The organism is Mesorhizobium sp. B2-4-12 (genome assembly GCF_006441575.1).
Taxonomy (GTDB): Bacteria; Pseudomonadota; Alphaproteobacteria; order Rhizobiales; family Rhizobiaceae; genus Mesorhizobium.
Window position 1 is genome coordinate 236,105 of record NZ_VFVC01000001.1, and the last position, 18,348, is coordinate 254,452.

The 18,348-nt window shown below is 62.1% G+C and carries 18 protein-coding genes; 12 read left to right on the top strand and 6 right to left on the bottom strand.

Annotation, left to right across the window (positions count from 1 at the left end; genetic code table 11):
• Positions 1-40 precede the first annotated feature (40 nt).
• The 4 genes from FJ934_RS01135 to FJ934_RS01150 all read right to left on the bottom strand — a co-directional run bounded on the left by FJ934_RS01135 (position 41) and on the right by FJ934_RS01150 (position 3,972).
• Entirely contained in the window at positions 41-922 is an 882-nt protein-coding gene (locus FJ934_RS01135; RefSeq protein ID WP_140606812.1) for a glycoside hydrolase family 16 protein, read from the bottom strand.
• Positions 923-1,066: 144 nt separating this feature from the next.
• Entirely contained in the window at positions 1,067-1,468 is a 402-nt protein-coding gene (locus tag FJ934_RS01140; RefSeq protein WP_140606813.1) for a hypothetical protein, read from the bottom strand.
• A gap of 286 nt (positions 1,469-1,754) precedes the next feature.
• A complete protein-coding gene (locus FJ934_RS01145; RefSeq protein WP_140606814.1) occupies positions 1,755-2,777 on the bottom strand; it encodes a glycosyltransferase family 2 protein in 1,023 nt (340 codons plus the stop codon).
• Between the two features lie 46 nt (positions 2,778-2,823).
• A complete protein-coding gene (locus FJ934_RS01150; protein WP_140606815.1) occupies positions 2,824-3,972 on the bottom strand; it encodes a nucleotidyltransferase family protein in 1,149 nt (382 codons plus the stop codon).
• A 540-nt stretch (positions 3,973-4,512) separates the two neighbouring features.
• Here FJ934_RS01150 and FJ934_RS01155 point away from each other — a divergent pair.
• The 6 genes from FJ934_RS01155 (at position 4,513) to FJ934_RS01180 (ending at position 10,377) form a co-directional block, all read left to right on the top strand.
• Positions 4,513-4,665 carry a lasso peptide gene (locus FJ934_RS01155; protein ID WP_140606816.1) on the top strand — a complete coding sequence of 51 codons (153 nt, stop codon included), beginning with the start codon at positions 4,513-4,515 and terminating at the stop codon, positions 4,663-4,665.
• Between the two features lie 140 nt (positions 4,666-4,805).
• Positions 4,806-5,105 (top strand): PqqD family protein, encoded by a 300-nt coding sequence (locus FJ934_RS01160; protein ID WP_140606817.1) that lies wholly within the window; start codon positions 4,806-4,808, stop codon positions 5,103-5,105.
• 91 nt (positions 5,106-5,196) lie between these two features.
• A complete protein-coding gene (locus tag FJ934_RS01165) occupies positions 5,197-5,607 on the top strand; it encodes a lasso peptide biosynthesis B2 protein (protein ID WP_246671405.1) in 411 nt (136 codons plus the stop codon).
• On the top strand, positions 5,604-7,526 hold the full coding sequence (locus FJ934_RS01170) for a lasso peptide isopeptide bond-forming cyclase (RefSeq protein WP_140606819.1): 1,923 nt from the start codon (positions 5,604-5,606) through the stop codon (positions 7,524-7,526). Before FJ934_RS01165 ends, FJ934_RS01170 begins: the two co-directional genes overlap by 4 nt.
• Positions 7,523-8,524 (top strand): serine kinase, encoded by a 1,002-nt coding sequence (locus FJ934_RS01175; protein ID WP_140606820.1) that lies wholly within the window; start codon positions 7,523-7,525, stop codon positions 8,522-8,524. Before FJ934_RS01170 ends, FJ934_RS01175 begins: the two co-directional genes overlap by 4 nt.
• Before the next feature lie 8 nt (positions 8,525-8,532).
• A complete protein-coding gene (locus FJ934_RS01180) occupies positions 8,533-10,377 on the top strand; it encodes an ABC transporter ATP-binding protein (protein WP_140606821.1) in 1,845 nt (614 codons plus the stop codon).
• Between the two features lie 38 nt (positions 10,378-10,415).
• Here FJ934_RS01180 and FJ934_RS01185 read toward each other — a convergent pair whose 3' ends face one another.
• The gene (locus FJ934_RS01185; protein ID WP_140606822.1) at positions 10,416-10,691 is read right to left on the bottom strand and encodes an exopolysaccharide production repressor exox; all 276 of its coding nucleotides are present in this window, start codon (positions 10,689-10,691) and stop codon (positions 10,416-10,418) included.
• A 600-nt stretch (positions 10,692-11,291) separates the two neighbouring features.
• On the opposite strand from FJ934_RS01185, the gene FJ934_RS01190 reads away from it, so the two are divergent.
• From FJ934_RS01190 to FJ934_RS28630, 3 genes are all read left to right on the top strand, one after another.
• Positions 11,292-11,969, top strand: a complete 678-nt coding sequence (locus FJ934_RS01190; protein WP_140606823.1) for a sugar transferase — start codon at positions 11,292-11,294, stop codon at positions 11,967-11,969.
• An 84-nt stretch (positions 11,970-12,053) separates the two neighbouring features.
• On the top strand, positions 12,054-13,307 hold the full coding sequence (locus tag FJ934_RS01195; protein ID WP_181165472.1) for a polysaccharide biosynthesis/export family protein: 1,254 nt from the start codon (positions 12,054-12,056) through the stop codon (positions 13,305-13,307).
• A gap of 226 nt (positions 13,308-13,533) precedes the next feature.
• A complete protein-coding gene (locus FJ934_RS28630; RefSeq protein ID WP_281407607.1) occupies positions 13,534-14,091 on the top strand; it encodes an acyltransferase in 558 nt (185 codons plus the stop codon).
• 323 nt (positions 14,092-14,414) lie between these two features.
• Here the strand turns inward: FJ934_RS28630 and FJ934_RS01205 are convergent, their stop codons facing one another.
• The gene (locus FJ934_RS01205) at positions 14,415-16,322 is read right to left on the bottom strand and encodes a propionyl-CoA synthetase (protein WP_140606826.1); all 1,908 of its coding nucleotides are present in this window, start codon (positions 16,320-16,322) and stop codon (positions 14,415-14,417) included.
• A 268-nt stretch (positions 16,323-16,590) separates the two neighbouring features.
• On the opposite strand from FJ934_RS01205, the gene FJ934_RS01210 reads away from it, so the two are divergent.
• The 3 genes from FJ934_RS01210 to FJ934_RS01220 are packed head-to-tail and all read left to right on the top strand — an operon-like array spanning position 16,591 to position 18,309.
• A complete protein-coding gene (locus FJ934_RS01210) occupies positions 16,591-16,875 on the top strand; it encodes a PqqD family protein (protein ID WP_140606827.1) in 285 nt (94 codons plus the stop codon).
• Between the two features lie 16 nt (positions 16,876-16,891).
• Positions 16,892-17,326, top strand: coding sequence for a lasso peptide biosynthesis B2 protein (locus FJ934_RS01215; RefSeq protein WP_140606828.1), 435 nt, complete (start codon positions 16,892-16,894; stop codon positions 17,324-17,326).
• The gene (locus FJ934_RS01220) at positions 17,323-18,309 is read left to right on the top strand and encodes a serine kinase (RefSeq protein ID WP_140606829.1); all 987 of its coding nucleotides are present in this window, start codon (positions 17,323-17,325) and stop codon (positions 18,307-18,309) included. The genes FJ934_RS01215 and FJ934_RS01220 overlap by 4 nt, the downstream gene beginning before the upstream one ends.
• Positions 18,310-18,348: the final 39 nt, after the last annotated feature.

Consider the following 18,348-nt stretch of genomic DNA (forward strand, 5'->3'; position numbering starts at 1 on the left):
TTCCTTCCCAAGGCCGCGAACCGTTTACGGTCCGGCCGGTTCAATTCGTCTTTCCCAATTCTTCTACGCTACATACCAGCGATTCCGGAAACTGGCATGGCTCGCCGAGCGCTGTGAAGGCAACGCGATCGACCTGCAGCGAAACCTTGCGGCCCGGATCCGCGAACGCCCCCATCCAGCCCTTCATGGTATCGCTGCCCCAAAGGCTGAAGAAGATCTTCTGGGCATGGGCGGGCAGCTTCGCCGGATCGGTGATGGTGTTCACCAGCTTGCCGTTGAGATACCAGCGCAAACTGTCCTTCTGCCAGACGAAGGCGTAGTCGTTGAACCCGCCGTCGGTGCCGCCCGGCACGTCGACCAGTTTCTCGTTCTTGCCCTTGCCGGCGATGTAGGCGTTGACCTGCACCTTGGAGGTGTCCTTGGTCAGGATCTCGAAGTCGATCTCATCCCAAGGCTGCTTGTCGGACGGGCCGATATAGGAAAAGAAAGCGGCATTGAGACCGGGACCCGTGTCGGTCTTCATCCGCGCCTCGTAGGTGCCATAGCCGTAGCGCTGCTTGGTCTGGACCTCGCCGCAGACGAACTCACGATCCTTCGTCTTCTGCTTCTCGAAGCTCAGCGACAACACACCGTCCGACAGGCTGACCTGCCCTTTCGACCAGGTGCAATTCTGGTGGCTGCCATTTGCCCAGCCGTCGGAAACATACCAGCGCTCACGGTTGAAACTGGTGAAATCGTCGACGAAGGACGGGGACGTCTCGATATTCTGCGCATGGGCAGGAACCGCCAACAGGCTGCCCGGGGCAACCAGCAGCAGCGCACAGAACAAAACCAATCGACCCGGCCTGTCTTGCCTGGTCCGGCGCGCGAAGGGCCTTGCGTGAATTGCTGTCGTGGACGTGGTTTTCGGATCAGAATTCATACCAAACTCACCCTGTGCTGTGCGTCCCCAACCCAAAGTCGACGTTCGAGTGCCTCCAAACGGGCCAACCTTGACCTTCCTCTTTGACCCTCCTCGAACTTCCTTCCACCTCGCATCAAATTCGTCGTGGCAGTCCTGCACCTTTCACTTTCGGCCGGCGCCCGCGGGCCTGGCAAAATCGACCTCGACGGCTGAATCGGACGCCTCATCCTTGTCGAAGACCATATCCAGCGAATGACGGAGTTCCTGCATCATGCCGTTCTGGCGCGACAGCGCCGCGATGCGGCGCTCGCAATTCAGGATCGACTTTGTCAGTGCGCTGACTTCGGACGACCGGCGATCGGAGGCGGAGCCATTTTCCATCGCTTCAACGAGGAAAGCCGCGTTGGTCGCCGTCTTGCGGTAGCGGCTCTCCAGGCCGGTTTTCTCGGCCTCGATCTCGGCGGCGATCTGCTCGAACAGCTTCGCCAGTCGGTCGAGGCGCGCGATGTCGGCCTGCCGGTCCCGGGCAGGATCCCTTGATCTGAAGCCGAATATCGAGGCCATGAGCTTAAATTCCTGTCATCACCGGCGCGCGTGCCGGATTACTGGCCGGCCCCCGCAACCGGGGTTTAAACGTCGCATCGTCCTTCTCCTGCGACGGGGAGAGGGACTTCAGACCAATCCGATCGGGGGCCAGTTCGGCTGGTCGTTTTATTTGCTGCACCGCAACATAGACTGCCATCCCCTAAGCCGTGAGGCAACCACCCAATTCGTAAACTCATAAATCCGATGGAAATGCTTTGCGCGATGAGTCTGTCGGCGGTGGGGCAGAACAAGCGTTTCCCGCGTCTTACCGCTCCTTGCCCGTGCTGGTTCCCGCCATCAGGAAACGAAGCCGCGGCACATGCTTATGCCTGGACGTAAGGCCGACGCGACGAAACAGCGCCTCGAGCTTGTCGCAGGCCACGCCCTGGACGATGGGAACGAGGTTGGATTGACTCGCGAAAGCATAGGCCACGGCCGAAGCCAGGCCGCGCTCGGCTTTCACGTCGAGGAAATTGCGCAACCGGTATTTGTCGCGCACGTGCCGCTCGTGCCGCCGCAGCACCGCCCTGGACCCTTCCGGCAGGCTGTCGATCGCCAGCAGCGCCAGATCGGCATCGGCCAGCCGCTTCAAGTCCTGCGTCTTGTGACGGCCGCTGAGCGAATCGGCGCGCACGATGGCGCCGTAACCGCAGGAACGGATGACCTTGAACCGGGCTCCGTGGGCGACCGCGCGCGCGTAAAGCTCATAATCCTCGCCCAGGCGCAGGCTTTCGTCGTAGCGCAACCCGTGCCGGTCGAGGAAGGCGCGGCTGATCACTGGTTTCAAGAAACCAAGCTCGCCTCTTTGTACGCGGCGCCTGGAGATGTTGCTTTCGACGAAGCGCTCGAAGTCGAGGAATTCCGGATCGGCGGCAAAATCCGGGGCGACGATCTTCGTCGCGTCGCTCGTCGCGTCATCCCTGATGAGCATGATGTTGTCCGCCGCGAAATCCCAATCGGCGACGGCAAACAGGTTGCGGAACCGTCCCTCGAGAAAGAAGTCGTCGGCGTCCAGAATGCTGATGAACGGCGCTTGCGAGCCGGCGATCGCGGCGTTGCGGGCGAAGGAAGGACCGCGATTGATGTCGAGGCGCATCACCGCAAGCCGGCCGCTTCCATCGTCGGCGGAGCGGGCGACTTCAACCGTATTGTCGGTGGAGCCGTCGTCGACGACGACGACCTCCGCCACCTCCGGCTCGCGCAACGCGGATGCGATGGCGACCGCGATCGTGCGTGCCGCGTTTTTGGCCGCGATGATCACGCAGACTTGGGATTTCGTCATCGACATTGGTTCTGCCTCTTGCACAGGTTCCGATGCCCTCGCCCTGTACGTATCAACGTTCGACGCCACCGCCATCGCGGGTCGGCCGCTCGAAGATGCGGCGGCTTATGTCCGCCGACGCTGCCCAGCCGGCCTCGGCCAGGTAGCGGACGGGAGCCCTGCCGCACAATTCCCATAACACCGTTCGCCGCTGCGGCCAGCGCAGCGATGAGAGCCACGGCGCGATGACCATGTTGAGCAGATCCTCATTGCCGATGCGCGACAGGACCCGCGTGGCCCGCTCCGACAAAAGCGTGCCGGCACCGCCGAGCAGCACGTCGGCGGCGCGCAGGCCGAGCAGCAGCGTATCGTCCAGCCCCTGGCTCGCCGCGGCATCGAGCACACGGCGCTGATCGGCCTCGTCGAGACGGCTGGCGCTGGCCCTGATATCGCAGACATGGCCGGCGCAGGGTTCGCGGTTGAACAGCGCCTTGGCAAGGCTGATGCAAGACAGCACCAGGGTGTCGGCGGCCGACGTGAACGGCACTTCGGTGCCGGCGATCTCGACCAGTTGTTTGCGCCGCAAGAACCCGTCAGAGTCACGCGGACTGGGCGAACCGGGCTGCTGGAGGCGATAGTGAAGGTCGACGGTCGACGATTTCGGCCCATTGCCGCGATTCATATGCTGTTCGCCGAGGAAGCGAACCCACCAGACGGAGCGCGATTTGCCTGACACTTCATAGCCGATTGAGCGCAGCGCATCGCGCGCCTTCGAGAAGCCGGCAGGGGAGACCAGGATGTCGACATCGCCCGAAGGCTTCATGAAATGGTCGCCGTAAAGAAGGTGCTGCTGGAATGGGCCCTTCAGAAAGACGAAGTCGATCTGCCTGTCGCGAAGCGCCTCATGGATTGCCAGCGAATCCATCAGGCAGGCGGCATTCATGGAAACCGTCCGCCTGCGATAGGTATCGAGCCATTCGAAGAGCTCGGCCGGCTTTTCGCCCGCCGGCGCACGCGACAGGACCTTCAAGACGAAGGTCGCGACCTTGTTCAGCCTGGCAATGTCGGCGAGCACGGCATCGGAAAGGCCCGGCGTCAACACCTCGCCGGCCGAGGCGGCCGGGCCCGCGAAATACAAGCGCAGGCAGGCCCGCACATAGGCAATCTCGTCGGCGCAATCCGCGGCGCGCAGTCGTTCATAGGAACTTTCCGGCAAGGCCATTGAGCGCACAGTCTCCAAAAAAGCGATTTGCGCCACGCGTATGCTGCAAGTGCGAAGCAAAGCATCCTCAAAAACCTCGGCGCCGTAAAGTCCTTCCTTCGCAGCGCGGAATTTTGCAACCAGAGCGTTTACCCGCTTACCCGAACGTGGCGAAGTACAGGCTGAAATTCCGATCCTATCGAAGCAACCTCAGCCGGCCATCAACCACAGATGGGCCAACAAAAATCCGTCTTTTTAGTGACGTCTAAAAAGGCATCGAACGTCAAAGTTTTCTATTAGCAAAATCAGGCACTTAATAAATCGAAGGCCACAGTGCCCGATTGCTTTCGACTTCAACCCAAAAGAGGTCAAATTTTGAGCATCTCCCGCACGCATGGTGACGCCCGCAACCCATAATTGATTAACGTCAGGTAAATCAGACTTGACTCATAAATGTTGCTATGCAGCTATTGCGTTGCAGCATGCAAGTGCTGACGGCACTCGACAAGCCGTTTCCAGTCCTCATTGGAGAGTAATTTCCAGTCCTCATTGGAGAGTAAAATGGAACAGAATGTTGAAAGGCATGAGTACGAAACGCCAAGCCTGACGGTGCACGGTTCGATCGAGACGATCACCCAGGGAGGCGGCGGCAACACGGCGACTGACGTTTCGTTTCCCGCGCACACCCCGATCGGCGACCTGACGTTCTCCTGAGATCAGTCTGGTTCTGGAGGAATGACGTTGGGCCCCCAGGATCCAAGAACATGAATGGAGTCGGGGATGAAAATCCCCGACTTCCCGCACTGAACTGCCGACGCGTATCGTAGAGCGTGTGTTTCAAACGAGGTTTTAGGATGAACTGGAACCCATCTGACCACGATTGCGTGAGGGCCACTGGGGATGCCGTGGCTTGCGAATTCGGCGATGGCCTCGCGCTGCTCGATCTGAAATCCAACATCTATTACAGTCTCAACGGCGTCGGCGCATTCATCTGGGAGCTGATCCAGGACCCGAGGTCGATCGCCGATATCCGTGGCGCCGTGCTTGCGCGCTACAATGTCGATGCCGAACGCTGCAACGCCGACGTCGACGCATTGCTGAAGGGCCTGACCGAAAACGGGCTTGCGAGGCTGCAGGATGAGGCATTCGTCTAGGCAGGTTCCGCAAAACGCCATGGCTTCGCGGCAAAGACATGCAACGGAAAAAAGCGCCTGGCCGGCGAACCGTCGCCCCGGCGAGCGAAGGATGGCCAGGGTTCTCACCTTGAGCGGTTCGGAAGCGCTTTTCCTCTGCCGCTGCCTGATGGTGGTCGCGGCCGTCCGGCTGGGGCTGACATTGTTCTCGTACAACCGTGTTCGCGACATGGTGACCCGGCTCAACGCGCGCCAGTGTGCCAGCATGGGCGAGTTGCGGCTCGTCGCCTGGGGCGTTGCGGCTGCCGCGCGGTTCGTGCCACGCGCAACGTGCCTTACCCAGGCGCTTTCGGGCCAATACATTCTCGCGCGCCAGGGCAATGCTTCCCATATCCGCATAGGCATCGAACGCGGCACGGGCGAGCAACTGAGGGCGCATGCCTGGCTGGTCAGCGACAACCATGTCGTGCTCGGCGGCTCCGTCGATGGTTTCGCCCATCTGGTCGATCACGGCAGCCGATGAGCGGCGTGGCCGGAATCCTGCTGCGACAGGAACCCGCGCCGACGGACGCGGCGACCGACATCCAGCAGATGCTGGCACGCATGCGCCATCGTGGCCCCGACGGAAATTCGTGGTGGCTGGACACCGGCATCGCGCTTGGCCACGCCTGGCTAAACACCACCGATGAACCCGGCCCAGGCCCGCTGACCCTGGCCGGCGGCAAGCTCGCCATCACCGCGGATTGCCGGCTGGATAATCGCGACGAGCTGATGGCGAGACTCGGTGTCAGGGATAGGTCGGTCGCCGACGCCGTGTTGCTGATGCAGGCCTATCTGCGCTGGGGCGAAGCCTGCCCGGTGCATCTGCAAGGCGATTTCGCCTTCGCCGTGTGGGATGCCGAGCGGCGGCTGTTGTTTTGTGCGCGCGACCATTTCGGGGTCAAGCCATTCTACTATCACGCAACCGAACGCCGCTTTGCCTTCGCTTCCGAGATTGGGCCGATACTTGGCCTGGACGGGGTCGGTGCGCGCCTCAGCGAGCATCGGATTTCGGGTTTCCTGGCCGGGCTTCCCGACGACCCGCAATCAACGCCCTACAGCGACATCTTCAGCCTGCCGGCGCGTCACAGCCTCACCGTCACCGGGCAGCAAGCGGTGCTGCGCCGGTACTGGCAGATCGAGCCATCGCCGCGCGCGCTCCGGTCCGACGCCGCGGAGGAGTTCGCCCATCTGTTCTCGCAATCGGTGCGCAACCGCATGCGCGGAAGCCAGTCGGTCGGCGCGATGCTGAGCGGTGGCCTCGATTCCTCCTCAATCGCCTGCGTGGCAGGCCTGCAGAACGCCGCCGAGCGGAAACCGAAGTTGCCGACCTTCTCGCTGATTTTCGAGAAGGGTTCGTCGATGGACGAGCGCCCTTTCATCGATGCTGTGCTGGACCAGCAGAAGGCCGACCCGACGCTGATCCCTGTCGACAATTACGCACCCTTCGCTGAATTCGAACGGGTGCTGGAAGAGCAGGAAGGCACCTTCCTGGCGCCGGGCCTGACGCTGACCCGTGGCATCTACCGGACGGCGGGCGCCAAGGGCATCAAGGTGCTGCTCGACGGGCACGGCGGCGACGAGGTCGTTTCACAGGGACATGGCCATCTGCACGAGCTTGCCAATACCGGCCGATGGCTGGACCTTTGGCGCGAGGTCCGCAGCGCCTCAAACACCTATGGCAACAGCACGCTTGCACTCTATTTCCAGTTCCTGACCATTTACGGGCCGGCTTGGCGCATTGCCAGGCTGAGACATCTGGCGAACCGCGCCCTGAACAAGATACCCGGGGCCGCCGCAACCCCGCGCGGCCGAAGTTGGCGCGACCTGATCAATCCGGATCTGGCCAGACGAACCGAGCTTGTCGACCGGTTTCACCGGGCCGGCTACATGCCTCCCGGTGTCCAGGCCAGCGACGCGCTCAGCCATCGCTGGATCCTGTTAAATGGCTATGTCCCGCATTCTTTCGAGGTTCTCGACAAGGCCGCGGCCAATTTCGGCATCGAGCCGCGCTACCCGTTCTGGGACAAGCCGCTGGTCGAATTCTGCCTGGCGCTGCCGGGCGAGGAGAAGCTCAGCCACGGCTTTGGCCGCTATGTGCTGCGCCGGGCCATGGAAGGCGTCCTGCCGGCGGCAGTGCAGTGGCGGCGCGACAAGATCGATTTCACCGCCAATCTGGTCAATGGCATGGTGCGCAACCACCGCGACCTCCTGGAGCAACTGCTGGTCTCGGATGCCGGCCGCATCGCGCCCTACGTCAACCTGCCGCAGGTGAAGGCCGCCTGTGCGCGGCTGCTCAGCCAGCCCGATCGTGCGGCGTCGCTCGACGTCCAGTATGTCTGGCGTTCGGCTTCGCTGTCGCTGTGGCTGCGGCAGGTCCAGCCCGGCGGGAGCCCAGCATGATGCCCCGCAACCAGCCGATTGCCGCATATCCTGATCATCCGCCGGCGCATGCCGGGATGGTCAGAGAGCGTCGTAACTACCGGGCCTATGGCCTGACCGTTGCGTCCGATGTTGCTTTGCCCGAACTGGAGCCGGCGGGGCCAGCGGTGGCGGATGTCCTGATCGCCATCGGCACGATCGATATGCCGAAGCCTTCACCCGAGGCCGCGACGATCTTCCGCTTCGAGCCGGAGCGGCAATATCTGGCCTGGCATGCGGTCGGCGCCTTCCTGATCAGCGACGGCTGCCGCATCGATGTCGAGCCGGCGCCCGGCGCCGACGACGCGCTGCTCGCGTTTCCCCTGCTCGGACCGGTGATGGCGCTGTTGCTGCACCGTCGCGGCCTGCTCGTGCTGCACGCCAGCGCCATCGCCGTGGCCGGCAAGGGCGCCGTCTTCATGGGCGACAAGGGCGCCGGCAAGTCGACGACGGCAAGCGCGCTGATCCGGGCCGGGCACGAATTGCTTACAGACGACATCGTGGCGCTCGATCTGACCAATTCGGACGCGCCGATGATCGTTCCGGGATTTCCACAGATCAAGCTTGCCGCCGACGCGGCGGCCGCGATCTCGCTTGCGAAAGCGGAGGTGCGGCCGCAAGTGCATCCGGCTATCGAGAAGATGCAGCATCGCCTGCACGGCGCCTTTTCCGGTGACACGGTACCGGTGGCCAGGATCTATGTTCTGGAGCGCGGCCAAACGGCCGAGATCACGCCCTTGCCGGGCATTGCCGCCTTGCCGGCCATCATCAAGTTCTCCTACGTGACGCGATTTGGTCGTGCCGCGCTGTCAGGCGACTTGGCGGCGGTGCATTTTCGCCACTGTTCAGGAATTGCCAACCATGTCGGTGTCTGCCGGCTGGAAGTCCTGACCGGGCTCGACAGGATCGGCGAGGCCGTGGAGTTGATCGAAACAGACCTGGCGGCAAGGAGTCCGAAGGCTGGCCGCCGGCAGCCATGAGCGCAAACATGTCGAAGTCCTCAATTCTTCGCCTGTCGCTGTTTCGCGATATCGCCGCGTTCGGCGCTGTTATCGCCCAGATCGGCGGGCGGCGCACCTGGACGGCGCTGCTGTTCCTGATCCTTGGCAGCCTGACGGAAGGCATTTCGATCCTGCTGCTTGTGCCGCTGCTCCACCTTGTCGGTCGCGCCGACCAGGATTTCGCGGTGCGGCTGCCGAATATTGATGTCGTGCGCTGGCTGGTGCCAGGCGGAACCTTGCAACTGACGACGGTGCTGTGCGCGCTGGTCGGGCTCGTTGCCGTGCAGGCAGCATTCAACCGCTTCAAGTCGGTCTACATGGCCAGGCTTCTCTTCGATTTCATCAACCGTTTGCGCATGAACCTGTTCGAGAGCATCGGCAAGGCGCGCTGGGGCGTGTTCACTCGCATGCGCAGCTCCGACCTCGACCATGCCCTGACCGGCGACATAGACCGTGTCCAGGGGGCGGCCTTCTCGCTGCTGATGCTGGTGCAGATCGCCGTGCTTCTGACCGGCTATCTCGTGGTCTCCGTGTTCATCTCGCCGGTGATGACGCTGTTTGCCGTGGTCATCGGTATCCTGATGTTCGTCGCGCTGCAGCCGTTCCGCTCGCGCGCCACCGCTTTCGGCAGGGTTCTGACAGCCAATCGCCAGGATCAGTACCGGACGGTCTCGGAATTCCTCGGCGGCATCAAGGTGGCCAAGAGCCTGAATGTCGAAGCGAGCTATTTCGCCCAGTTGCAGGCAACGCTCGAAAAGATGAAGGCCGACAACATCGACTACGTGCGCAACAGCTCGATCGGTACCGCCGTGTTCCAGGTGGCGAGCGTGGTGGGCTTGAGCCTGTTCATCTATGTGGCGCTGGTCCGCTTCAACCTGTCGCTGGCCGAGATTGTCGTGCTGTTGCTTGTCTTCATGCGCATCGCGCCGCGCTTCATGGACATGCAGACACAGGCCCAGCAGGTGCTGATCAACCTGCCCGCCTATACGGCGATGCGCAGCCTGCAGGCACGTTTCGATGCAGAGCGCGAACCGGGCCATGTCGGATCCAAGGATGGTGGCAAGCTGTCGCTGGATACCGGACTGAACATTCGAGGTGTCTCCTTCTTCTATGACGATAGCGCCGGCAAGGCGGTGGTGAGCGACATCACGTTTGGCCTTCCCGCCGGCAAGGTCACCGCCCTGATCGGTCCGTCGGGATCCGGCAAGAGCACGATCGCCGACATGCTGCTCGGCCTGCTCGAGCCGAGCGCCGGCAAGATCGTCGTCGACGGCGTCGAGATCGATGCCGCCAATCGCCGCCGCTGGCGCGATCAGGTGGCCTATGTGCCGCAGGACGTGTTCCTGCTGCACGATACGATCGCGCAGAACCTGCGTCTCGCCGCGCCGCAGGCGAGCGACGACGATTTATGGAGAGCGCTGCGCGCCGCGCACGCCGGTGAATTCGTCGATCGGCTCGACCACAGGCTCGATACGGTGGTCGGCGACCGTGGCGTGCGCCTCTCCGGCGGCGAGCGCCAGCGCATCGCACTGGCGCGTGCACTGCTGCGCAAGCCGTCGCTGCTCATCCTCGACGAGGCGACCAGCGCGCTCGACTGGCAGAACCAGTCGCTGATCGCCAGGTCGATCGACGGATTGCGCGGCGCGATGACCATCCTGACCATCGCCCACCGGCCGTCGATGATCGCCTTCGCCGACTGGGTGGTGGCGATGGAGGACGGCCGTGTCGTGGAAGTCGGGCAATATCAGCGGCTGAAGGCAAAGCCGGGGAGCCGGCTGTCCAGGATGCTGTCTGGAGAACAATCGGAACCCGAATCCGCCAATGTGGCCTGAGGGCGGATATATCCTTGGCATTTGGCGATATTGCTGGATCAGTGCAGGCTTCGCCGTGCGCTGCCCAGCTTTTCGCTTTCAGCCACGTCTGGCGCACTGAGCTTTCTTTCGGCCTCGCGCAGCCTGTCCGCCGGCGTCGGCGCGCTCCTGGCGATCATGGCATAGACAAGGACGAAGTAGCCGGCCTGGATGATCACGGCGCAGATGATTACGCGCAGCAGGGTCGTACCCAGCGAAGCGCTATCGATCCAGGACCAGCCAACGATGATTGCCAGCGCGAAAATCATCCCAATGATGAATTTTGGAAGCGACATACCCAACAGCCCATAAACCGGCTCGGGTTATATCCAACGATTGCCCTACCCGAGCGCCGTCCCTTGTTATGCGGGCTTGTTAAGTTGCCCGCTGCCGACCGGTTGCTTCCGGCCTTTCAACCTGTCGCCACTCTGACAGGTATAATTTGCAATTCTATTAAGGCGGGCAGGAGGCGGCAAGGGCAACCGCACATATTTTTGATTGAGCCGATACGATTGACTCGCTCGTGTTGCAACGCACACACAGGCATTTCAAACGATCTAGGCCCACAGGCCTATTTCAGTACAATCTACAATATTAAGCAGTATTTTATGTTAATATTCCGGAACTTCGCACCTTTATAAAGCACTAATATGCCCCGTTGGAGGCCACGGGGAACGTCCTGCCTCAAAATCGCCCCAGAAAGGTCGACATTTTTTCTAGTTGCCATTTTATTGTCACAAATTTGCTCAACATCCTGAAAAGTTTGCTGCACAAGCTTATTATTTAGTCAATTCATGACGAGACTATTTCAACGGGCTGGGAAATTTGTGTGTTGCGCTGCAGCATTTTTTTGATATCGTGCGGTAAACCATTCGTTCAACGCATGGAGTATCGGCATGAGGGACATTGCCAAGTCGGCCACGGCGGACTTTTCGCAGGCTGGCACCGATTTTCCGCCGCCGATCGGCGGCCTTATCAAACGCAGTTTCGATATTGTGGGTTCGCTGGCTGGCCTGATCGCGCTCAGCCCGCTGTTCATCATGATAGCGTTGCTGGTCAAGTTTTCCGACGGTGGATCGATTTTCTACGGCCACAAGCGAATCGGGCGCGGCGGCCGGATCTTTCCGTGCCTGAAATTCCGCACCATGGTTCCGGACGGCGACAAGGTGCTGGCCGCCTATCTCGCCACCAATCCGGAAGCCAACGCGGAGTGGATGGCCACCCGCAAGCTGAAGAACGATCCGCGCGTCACCCGTGTCGGAGCGGTCTTGAGGAAGCTCAGCCTCGATGAACTCCCCCAGATCATCAACATCCTTCAGGGCGACATGAGCCTTGTCGGGCCTCGTCCGGTGGTGCGCGACGAGCTGGAGATCTACGGCAGCGCCGCTGTGTACTATCTGAAGTCCCGGCCCGGCCTGACTGGCCTGTGGCAGGTCAGCGGCCGCAACGACGTCTCCTATGACAGCCGCGTCGCGTTCGACCGTCACTATGTCGAGAACTGGTCGCTGTTCGGGGACGTGCGCATCATCATCAAGACCGTGCCGGCCGTCTGGATGTCGCGCGGCTCTTACTGACCGGCCACCGGTACCAGACATCCGGCGGCAAGCTCATCGGGCGATGGGGCTAAAACGGATCGGAACGCACAGTTGAAAAAAGACATATCGGAAGCCTTTGGCAGCGGCCCGTTTTGCGGCCGCTCGCTGCTTATGGCCTGCCTTGCGGCATCGCTCGCTTTTCCGCCGATGGCCGCCGCCGACGAATACCACCTCGGCTCGCAGGACAAGCTCACCATCCGCATCGCCGAATGGCAGACCGTCGAAAGTGCGTTCCGCGACTGGTCGTCGGTCAACGGCCAATACACGGTCGGCCCGGCCGGTACCCTGTCCGTGCCTTTCGTCGGCGAATTGCCGGCGGCCGGCAAGACCACGGCGCAAGTCGCGGCAGCGATCGGCGAAGCGCTGCAGCACAAGCTCGCTTTGTCGGACAGGCCTGAAGCCTCGGTTGAAATGGCACAGTTCCGGCCATTCTACATTTCGGGCGAGGTCCAGAACCCCGGTCAGTTTCCCTATGTGCCCGACCTTACGGTGCTGAAGGCGATCAGCGTCGCCGGCGGCATCAGGCGCAACACAGACTACGGGCCTCAACTCGGCAAGGACCTGGTCACCGCCAAGGGCGGCTTCGACATCTCTGACGACCAGCGCATCAGGCTGATCGTCAAGCGCGCCCGCATCGACGCCGATATGGCCGGCAAGACGAGTTTCGACGTGCCAAAAGAGGTCGAGGGCGATCCGCGGCTGCCGGCCATCGTCGCCGACGAGATGACGATCCTGACCTCGGACCAGAAAGCGCTTAAGCTGAAGCTCGAGGCGCTCGACGATCTCAAAGGGGTTCTGCAGGCCGAGATCGAATCCCTGCAGAAGAAGATCGTCAACCAGCAGAAGCAGGTCGACCTGGCGCAGCAGCAACTCGCCAGCATCGGTCCGCTGGCGCAGAAGGGTCTGGTCGCCAATGCGCGACTTCTGGATTCGCAGCAGTCCGTCACCGACCTGCAGGGCAAGATCCTGGACTACGAAACGGCCATCCTCACCGCCAAGCAGGCGATCAGCAAGGCGACGCAGGACGCCATCGATGCCCAGAACACCTTGAGTTCGAGTCTCGCCGCCAACCGGCAGCAGACCGAAGCCGACCTCAATGAGGCCGCGCTGAAGGTGAACATGCAGAAGGGCCTGATCGCCCAGGCAGCCGATCCAGCAACCAGGGCGGCCACTGATACCAACGAAGAGCCCAGCCTGCTCTATGCTCTGGTGCGGGTCGTCGACGGCAAGACCAGCGAGATCGCGGCGAAGGAAGACACACCCGTGCTGCCCGGCGACGTCATCAAGGTCAAGCTGGCGCCTCTGGCCAGCCAGTAGGCGTTAGTCGCACCGAGCAATTCCAGGAAAAGTGCGTAACGGTTTTCCGTCTCGAGTTGCGCAATAACAAAGACTTAGGGCGGGTCAACGATCCCATAAAACGCTGGGCCGCTCTAGCGGGCCGTCCTGCAAAGGCTGTTCGTTCCATTGCATTCACCTGGCTGCGGAGGGCAGCCGGATGTCTCTGTCCGCATGACGATCAATGCGGCTCGGAAGGGGTGTCGTCGTGAATATCTATCGTGTCCGAAGGTTTATCAAAGGTAGGATCTTTACCTTCCTTTGGCGCACCAGGGGCATAAAAATAGCCGATCGCGTTTCGGTCCTCGGCGTCTCGCCGCATATAGCTGGAAACGGCGCTATCGAGCTCGGTTCCCTGGTTTCATTCCGGGGTTTTGGATCCCGTTCCTGGTTCCATGTGCTCGGCAATGCAAGACTGTCCATCGGCTCCAGGTCATTCATAAACAGCGGCGTGATGATCGACGTTTCGACAGCGGTGAGCATCGGGAAGAACTGCCTTGTCGGCGATTGCGTCGTCATTCAAGATTCGAACTATCACGAGATCGATGAAGGCGCCGGCGTCAAAATGAAAGCCGTCGTGATCGGCGACAATGTGTGGATCGGCCGCAATTCAATAATTCTGCCTGGAGTTGAAATCGGCGACCATAGCGTGATCGGAGCCGGGTCCGTGGTCACCAAAAGTGTCCCCCCGCACAGCCTGGTTGCCGGAAATCCCGCCCGAATAATTCGCGAGATAGCGGCGTCCCCGGGATATGTGCGCTTTTAGAGCAATTGCAGGAAAAGTGCGTAGCGGTTTTCCGTCCGGAATTGCGTAAAAACAAAGAGTTAGAGCGGATTAACGATTCTATCAAACGCTGAACCGCTCTAGGCGCAATCGAGTTCATCGAAGATCAGCCGGTCCTCCTTGTCGGCGATCCTGAAACGGGTCCATGCGGCGGCTCTCGATATCAAGCCGGCAGTCGTGCACGCAAAATGGCTGGCTGCCATCGAGTATGAAGCGGGATAGTGCCAAGAGGCCGGTGCACGATACACAAAAAAGGTATTTGCCTGCCGAACAAGTTAGGCTCTCTCGGCCACCAACGCGGCACTTCAAATCCCGATCCCGCGCGCCTTCATCGCGGCGGTGATCTCGTCCAGGATGACAGGGTCGTCGATGGTCGCCGGCATCGTCCACTCCTCTTTGTCGGCGATCTTCTGCATGGTGCCGCGCAGGATCTTTCCCGACCGCGTTTTGGGCAGGCGCTTGATCATCACCACGGTCTTGAAGGCGGCGACCGGGCCGATGCGTTCGCGCACCAGCGCGACCACCTCCTGCTCGATGGCTTCCCCGTCGCGCGCGACACCGGCGTTCAACACCACGAAGCCGAGCGGCACCTGGCCTTTCATGGCATCGGCAATGCCGACGACAGCGCATTCGGCGACATCGGGATGGGCGGCCAGCACCTCTTCCATGGCGCCGGTCGACAGCCGGTGGCCGGCGACATTGATGATGTCGTCGGTGCGGGCCATCACATAGAGGTAGCCATCGTCGTCGATCATGCCGGCATCGGCCGTCTTGTAGAAGCCGGGGAACTCGTCGAGATAGGCTTGGCGGAAGCGGGCATCGGCGTTCCACAAGGTCGGCAGGCAGCCGGCCGGCAATGGCAGCTTGACCACGACATTGCCCAGCGTGCCGCGCGGCACTTCGTGGCCGGCGTCGTCGAGCACCCGGATGTCGTAGCCGGGCATCGGCACGCCGGGCGAGCCGTATTTCACCGGCAGCAGGCCGAGCCCCGCCGGGTTGATCGTCATCGGCGATCCGGTCTCCGTCTGCCACCAATGATCGACGACGGGCACGTTCAATTTCTGCTCCGCCCATTTGATGGTTTCGGGGTCGGCGCGCTCGCCGGCGAGGAACAGTGTGCGGAATTTCGACAGATCGTATTTGGGAACGAACTCGCCCTTGGGGTCCTGTCCCTTGATGGCGCGGAACGCCGTCGGCGCGGTGAACAGCGCGACGGCGCCGTGTTCGGCAATGACGCGCCAATAGGTGCCGGCGTCGGGCGTGCCGATCGGTTTGCCTTCGAACAGGATGCTAGTGCAGCCATGCAGCAGCGGTCCGTAGACGATGTAGGAATGGCCGACCACCCAGCCGACATCGGACGCCGCCCAGAACACCTCGCCCGGCTTGACCCCGAATTCGTTCTCCATCGTCCATTTCAGCGCGACCATGTGGCCGCCATTGTCGCGCACGATGCCCTTGGGCTGGCCGGTCGTGCCTGACGTGTAGATGATGTAGAGCGGATCGGTGGCGAGCACCGGCACGCAGTCGACATTGGCGCCGGCCGCCCGTTCGCGGGCGACGGCGTCGGCGTAGTCGATGTCGAAATAGTCCTTCAGATCGCAGCGCAACTGGCCGCGCTGCAGGATCAGGCAGGCGTCCGGCTTGTGGCGGGACATCTCGATCGCTCTGTCGAGCAGCGGCTTGTAGGCCACGACCCGGCCCGGCTCAAGGCCGCAGGAGGCGGAGATGATCAGCTTGGGCCTGGCGTCATTGATGCGGGTGGCAAGCTCATGCGAGGCAAAGCCGCCGAAGACGACCGAATGCACCGCGCCGATCCGGGCGCAGGCGAGCATGGCGATAGCCGCCTCCGCCACCATGGGCATGTAGATGATGACACGGTCGCCCTTGCCGATGCCGCGATTCTTCAGCACCGAGGTCAGCGCCACCACTTCACGCTTGAGCTCGGCATAGGTGAATTTCTTCACCGTTCCGGTGATGGCGCTGTCATGGATCAGCGCGATCTGATCGGCGCGTCCGCCGGCGACATGGCGGTCGATGGCGTTGTAGCAGGTGTTGCAGGTCGCGCCGGTGAACCAGCGCCCGTAGACGCCGGCCGTGGCATCGAACACCTTGTCCCAGGGCGAGTACCAATCGATGGCGACGGCCGCGTCCGCCCAGAATTTTTCCGGGTCGCGTTTCCAGCCGTCATAGACCTCGTGATAGCGTGAAGCCATCCACATCCTCCCCAGGATCGATTTGCCGTCTTTGTGATAGCCTATGCTGTTTTTTCCGGCGATGTCTTCCCCGATTTTCGTCCGAGATGGTCTCGTCCTGAGCGGAGACGCCCACAGTCGTGAAGTACGGCATTGAGGGGAGCGCATGCGCCACCGGTGGTCGCCTGCAAAACGCAGACCGGCATGGACTACCTCCCCCGGCTGATAGACAGCACCCCATCACCGCGCTATCTCATTTCGGGCTTTGCATGGCTTTTTGGGGTTGGTGATGGAAATTGTTTCTGGGACGGTTTTGCGGCTGGCGGACGACGCCTCGGTCCAGCATGTCGGCGATGGGGCCGTCGTGCTTCTGGCGCGCAGCGGACAACTCTACACCTGCAACGGTACGACCGAAGCCTTTCTCGACAAGGTCGATGGCGCGCGCAGCCTTGACCAGATCGTCGGCCTGCTTTGCGAGGAGTTCGAGGTCGGCAAGGATACGCTCGACGAGGACATGGCCGCACTGGCCACCGATCTGGTCTCGGAAGGTATCCTCGCCGCCCCGGGCGCCTGATGGAGAGACGCAACTGATGGCCGACGGTCCGCTCCTGCGTGCTTTGTTTCGCTGCCATCTCTGGGCAAGCGCGCGGCTGATGCCGGTCCTCATCGCCAACCGCAGTTTCGAGGAGGTGCTAAAATGGGCGCCGCTCGCCTCGCCGACACCCTATCGCGGCCTGCCGGCCGCCTACATCGTCGCCCGCGTCAACCGCGCCGTGCGCCATCCCTGGCTGATGCGCGACCGCAGATGCCTGCGCGAGGGCCTGCTTGGCCATCGTTTCCTGCGCCTTGCCGGCTTCGATCCGGAGCTGCGTTTCGGCGTCGATCCGAAGTCGCTGAAGGCGCAGCACTTGTCGGCGCATTGCTGGGTCTGCCTCGATGGCAAACCGGTTGTCAGTGACAGCCTTCCCGGCATGGTCGAGATCTATCGCCACCATGCCGATGCCACAAGGGTGCGTCCCGCTTGACCAGACTTTTTGCATGCTACGGCCTCAACGGCCAGGTTCTCGGCATATCGGCCGACCGGCCCGAATTGGGGCGGGACTTCGACAGAATGCTCGCCAGCCTGCGCGTAGCAGATTCCGTCGAGCCGGATTTTCGCCTCGATATTGCCGAGACGGACGTTCTGGAGGAAGAGCCGGTGGGGTCGCTCGTCTTTGAAGGCGAGATACCGGAAGACGGCTATTGCCGGATGGTCGCCGATGGCTCGACGGTCCATCTCGTCTTTCCAGGACGCCAGACTGTGGCGATGAATGATGAGGAGGGCTGGGCGAAACTCCGGGTCCGCCTTGGGACGAAGGCAGCCTGGACACCGTCGATGCTGGTGCTGGACGCCGCGCTCGACGCTGGCGGCCAGCATATGCTGCACACCGCCGGCCTGACGCTGCCCGATCGTGACGCTGTCGTGCTGATCCACGCGCCGAGCGGCACGGGCAAGACCACCACGTCGCTGGCGCTGGCGACGCAAGGCTTAGGCCTCTGCTCCGACGACGCCATGGTCCTGAACGTGGCTTCGGTCATGCCTGTGGCCTGGGGGCTGCCGCGCCACGTCAAGATCCACCAGAAGACCGCCGAAATTATCCCGCTTGTGTCACCATGCCTTGGTCCGTCATGGGACCGCAACGGCGAACAGGCCGTCTCGCTGGAGCGGCTGAGCGGGATCATACGAATCGAAAGTCCTGCCGCCAGGCCTGTGGCAGCTCTCGTGCACCTTGCACGGTCCGCAAACAGCGAGACCCGGCTCGTGCCCATGGTCCGGACCGACGCGATGGTGGCGCTGGCGATGGACAATGTCCGCACTGGCATGACCGGCCTGTTGCCGTTGCAGAAGCGCCGGCTGGCGACGATCGGCAAGCTGGTCTCCTCGGTGCCGACCTTCACCCTGGAAGTCGGCGCACGCCCTGCCGACGCGGCGGCGCTGATCAACGCGACGCTGACCTCAACCGATTGACGGCCATTCAGCGGCGGAAGACTTCTTGTCTTGATGCAA

What these genes read in the sequence shown, in the direction of transcription:
- FJ934_RS01160 (WP_140606817.1), top strand. Translation starts at nt 4,806, where the DNA reads ATGAACTGGAACCCATCTGACCACGATTGCGTGAGGGCCACTGGGGAT.
- FJ934_RS01210 (WP_140606827.1), top strand. Translation starts at nt 16,591, where the DNA reads ATGGAAATTGTTTCTGGGACGGTTTTGCGGCTGGCGGACGACGCCTCG.
- FJ934_RS01150 (WP_140606815.1), bottom strand. Translation starts at nt 3,972, where the DNA reads ATGGCCTTGCCGGAAAGTTCCTATGAACGACTGCGCGCCGCGGATTGC.
- FJ934_RS01165 (WP_246671405.1), top strand. Translation starts at nt 5,197, where the DNA reads ATGGCCAGGGTTCTCACCTTGAGCGGTTCGGAAGCGCTTTTCCTCTGC.
- FJ934_RS01140 (WP_140606813.1), bottom strand. Translation starts at nt 1,468, where the DNA reads ATGGCCTCGATATTCGGCTTCAGATCAAGGGATCCTGCCCGGGACCGG.
- FJ934_RS01215 (WP_140606828.1), top strand. Translation starts at nt 16,892, where the DNA reads ATGGCCGACGGTCCGCTCCTGCGTGCTTTGTTTCGCTGCCATCTCTGG.
- FJ934_RS01185 (WP_140606822.1), bottom strand. Translation starts at nt 10,691, where the DNA reads ATGTCGCTTCCAAAATTCATCATTGGGATGATTTTCGCGCTGGCAATC.
- FJ934_RS01175 (WP_140606820.1), top strand. Translation starts at nt 7,523, where the DNA reads ATGATGCCCCGCAACCAGCCGATTGCCGCATATCCTGATCATCCGCCG.
- FJ934_RS01190 (WP_140606823.1), top strand. Translation starts at nt 11,292, where the DNA reads ATGAGGGACATTGCCAAGTCGGCCACGGCGGACTTTTCGCAGGCTGGC.
- FJ934_RS01155 (WP_140606816.1), top strand. Translation starts at nt 4,513, where the DNA reads ATGGAACAGAATGTTGAAAGGCATGAGTACGAAACGCCAAGCCTGACG.
- FJ934_RS01135 (WP_140606812.1), bottom strand. Translation starts at nt 922, where the DNA reads ATGAATTCTGATCCGAAAACCACGTCCACGACAGCAATTCACGCAAGG.
- FJ934_RS01180 (WP_140606821.1), top strand. Translation starts at nt 8,533, where the DNA reads ATGTCGAAGTCCTCAATTCTTCGCCTGTCGCTGTTTCGCGATATCGCC.
- FJ934_RS01145 (WP_140606814.1), bottom strand. Translation starts at nt 2,777, where the DNA reads ATGTCGATGACGAAATCCCAAGTCTGCGTGATCATCGCGGCCAAAAAC.
- FJ934_RS01170 (WP_140606819.1), top strand. Translation starts at nt 5,604, where the DNA reads ATGAGCGGCGTGGCCGGAATCCTGCTGCGACAGGAACCCGCGCCGACG.
- FJ934_RS01205 (WP_140606826.1), bottom strand. Translation starts at nt 16,322, where the DNA reads ATGGCTTCACGCTATCACGAGGTCTATGACGGCTGGAAACGCGACCCG.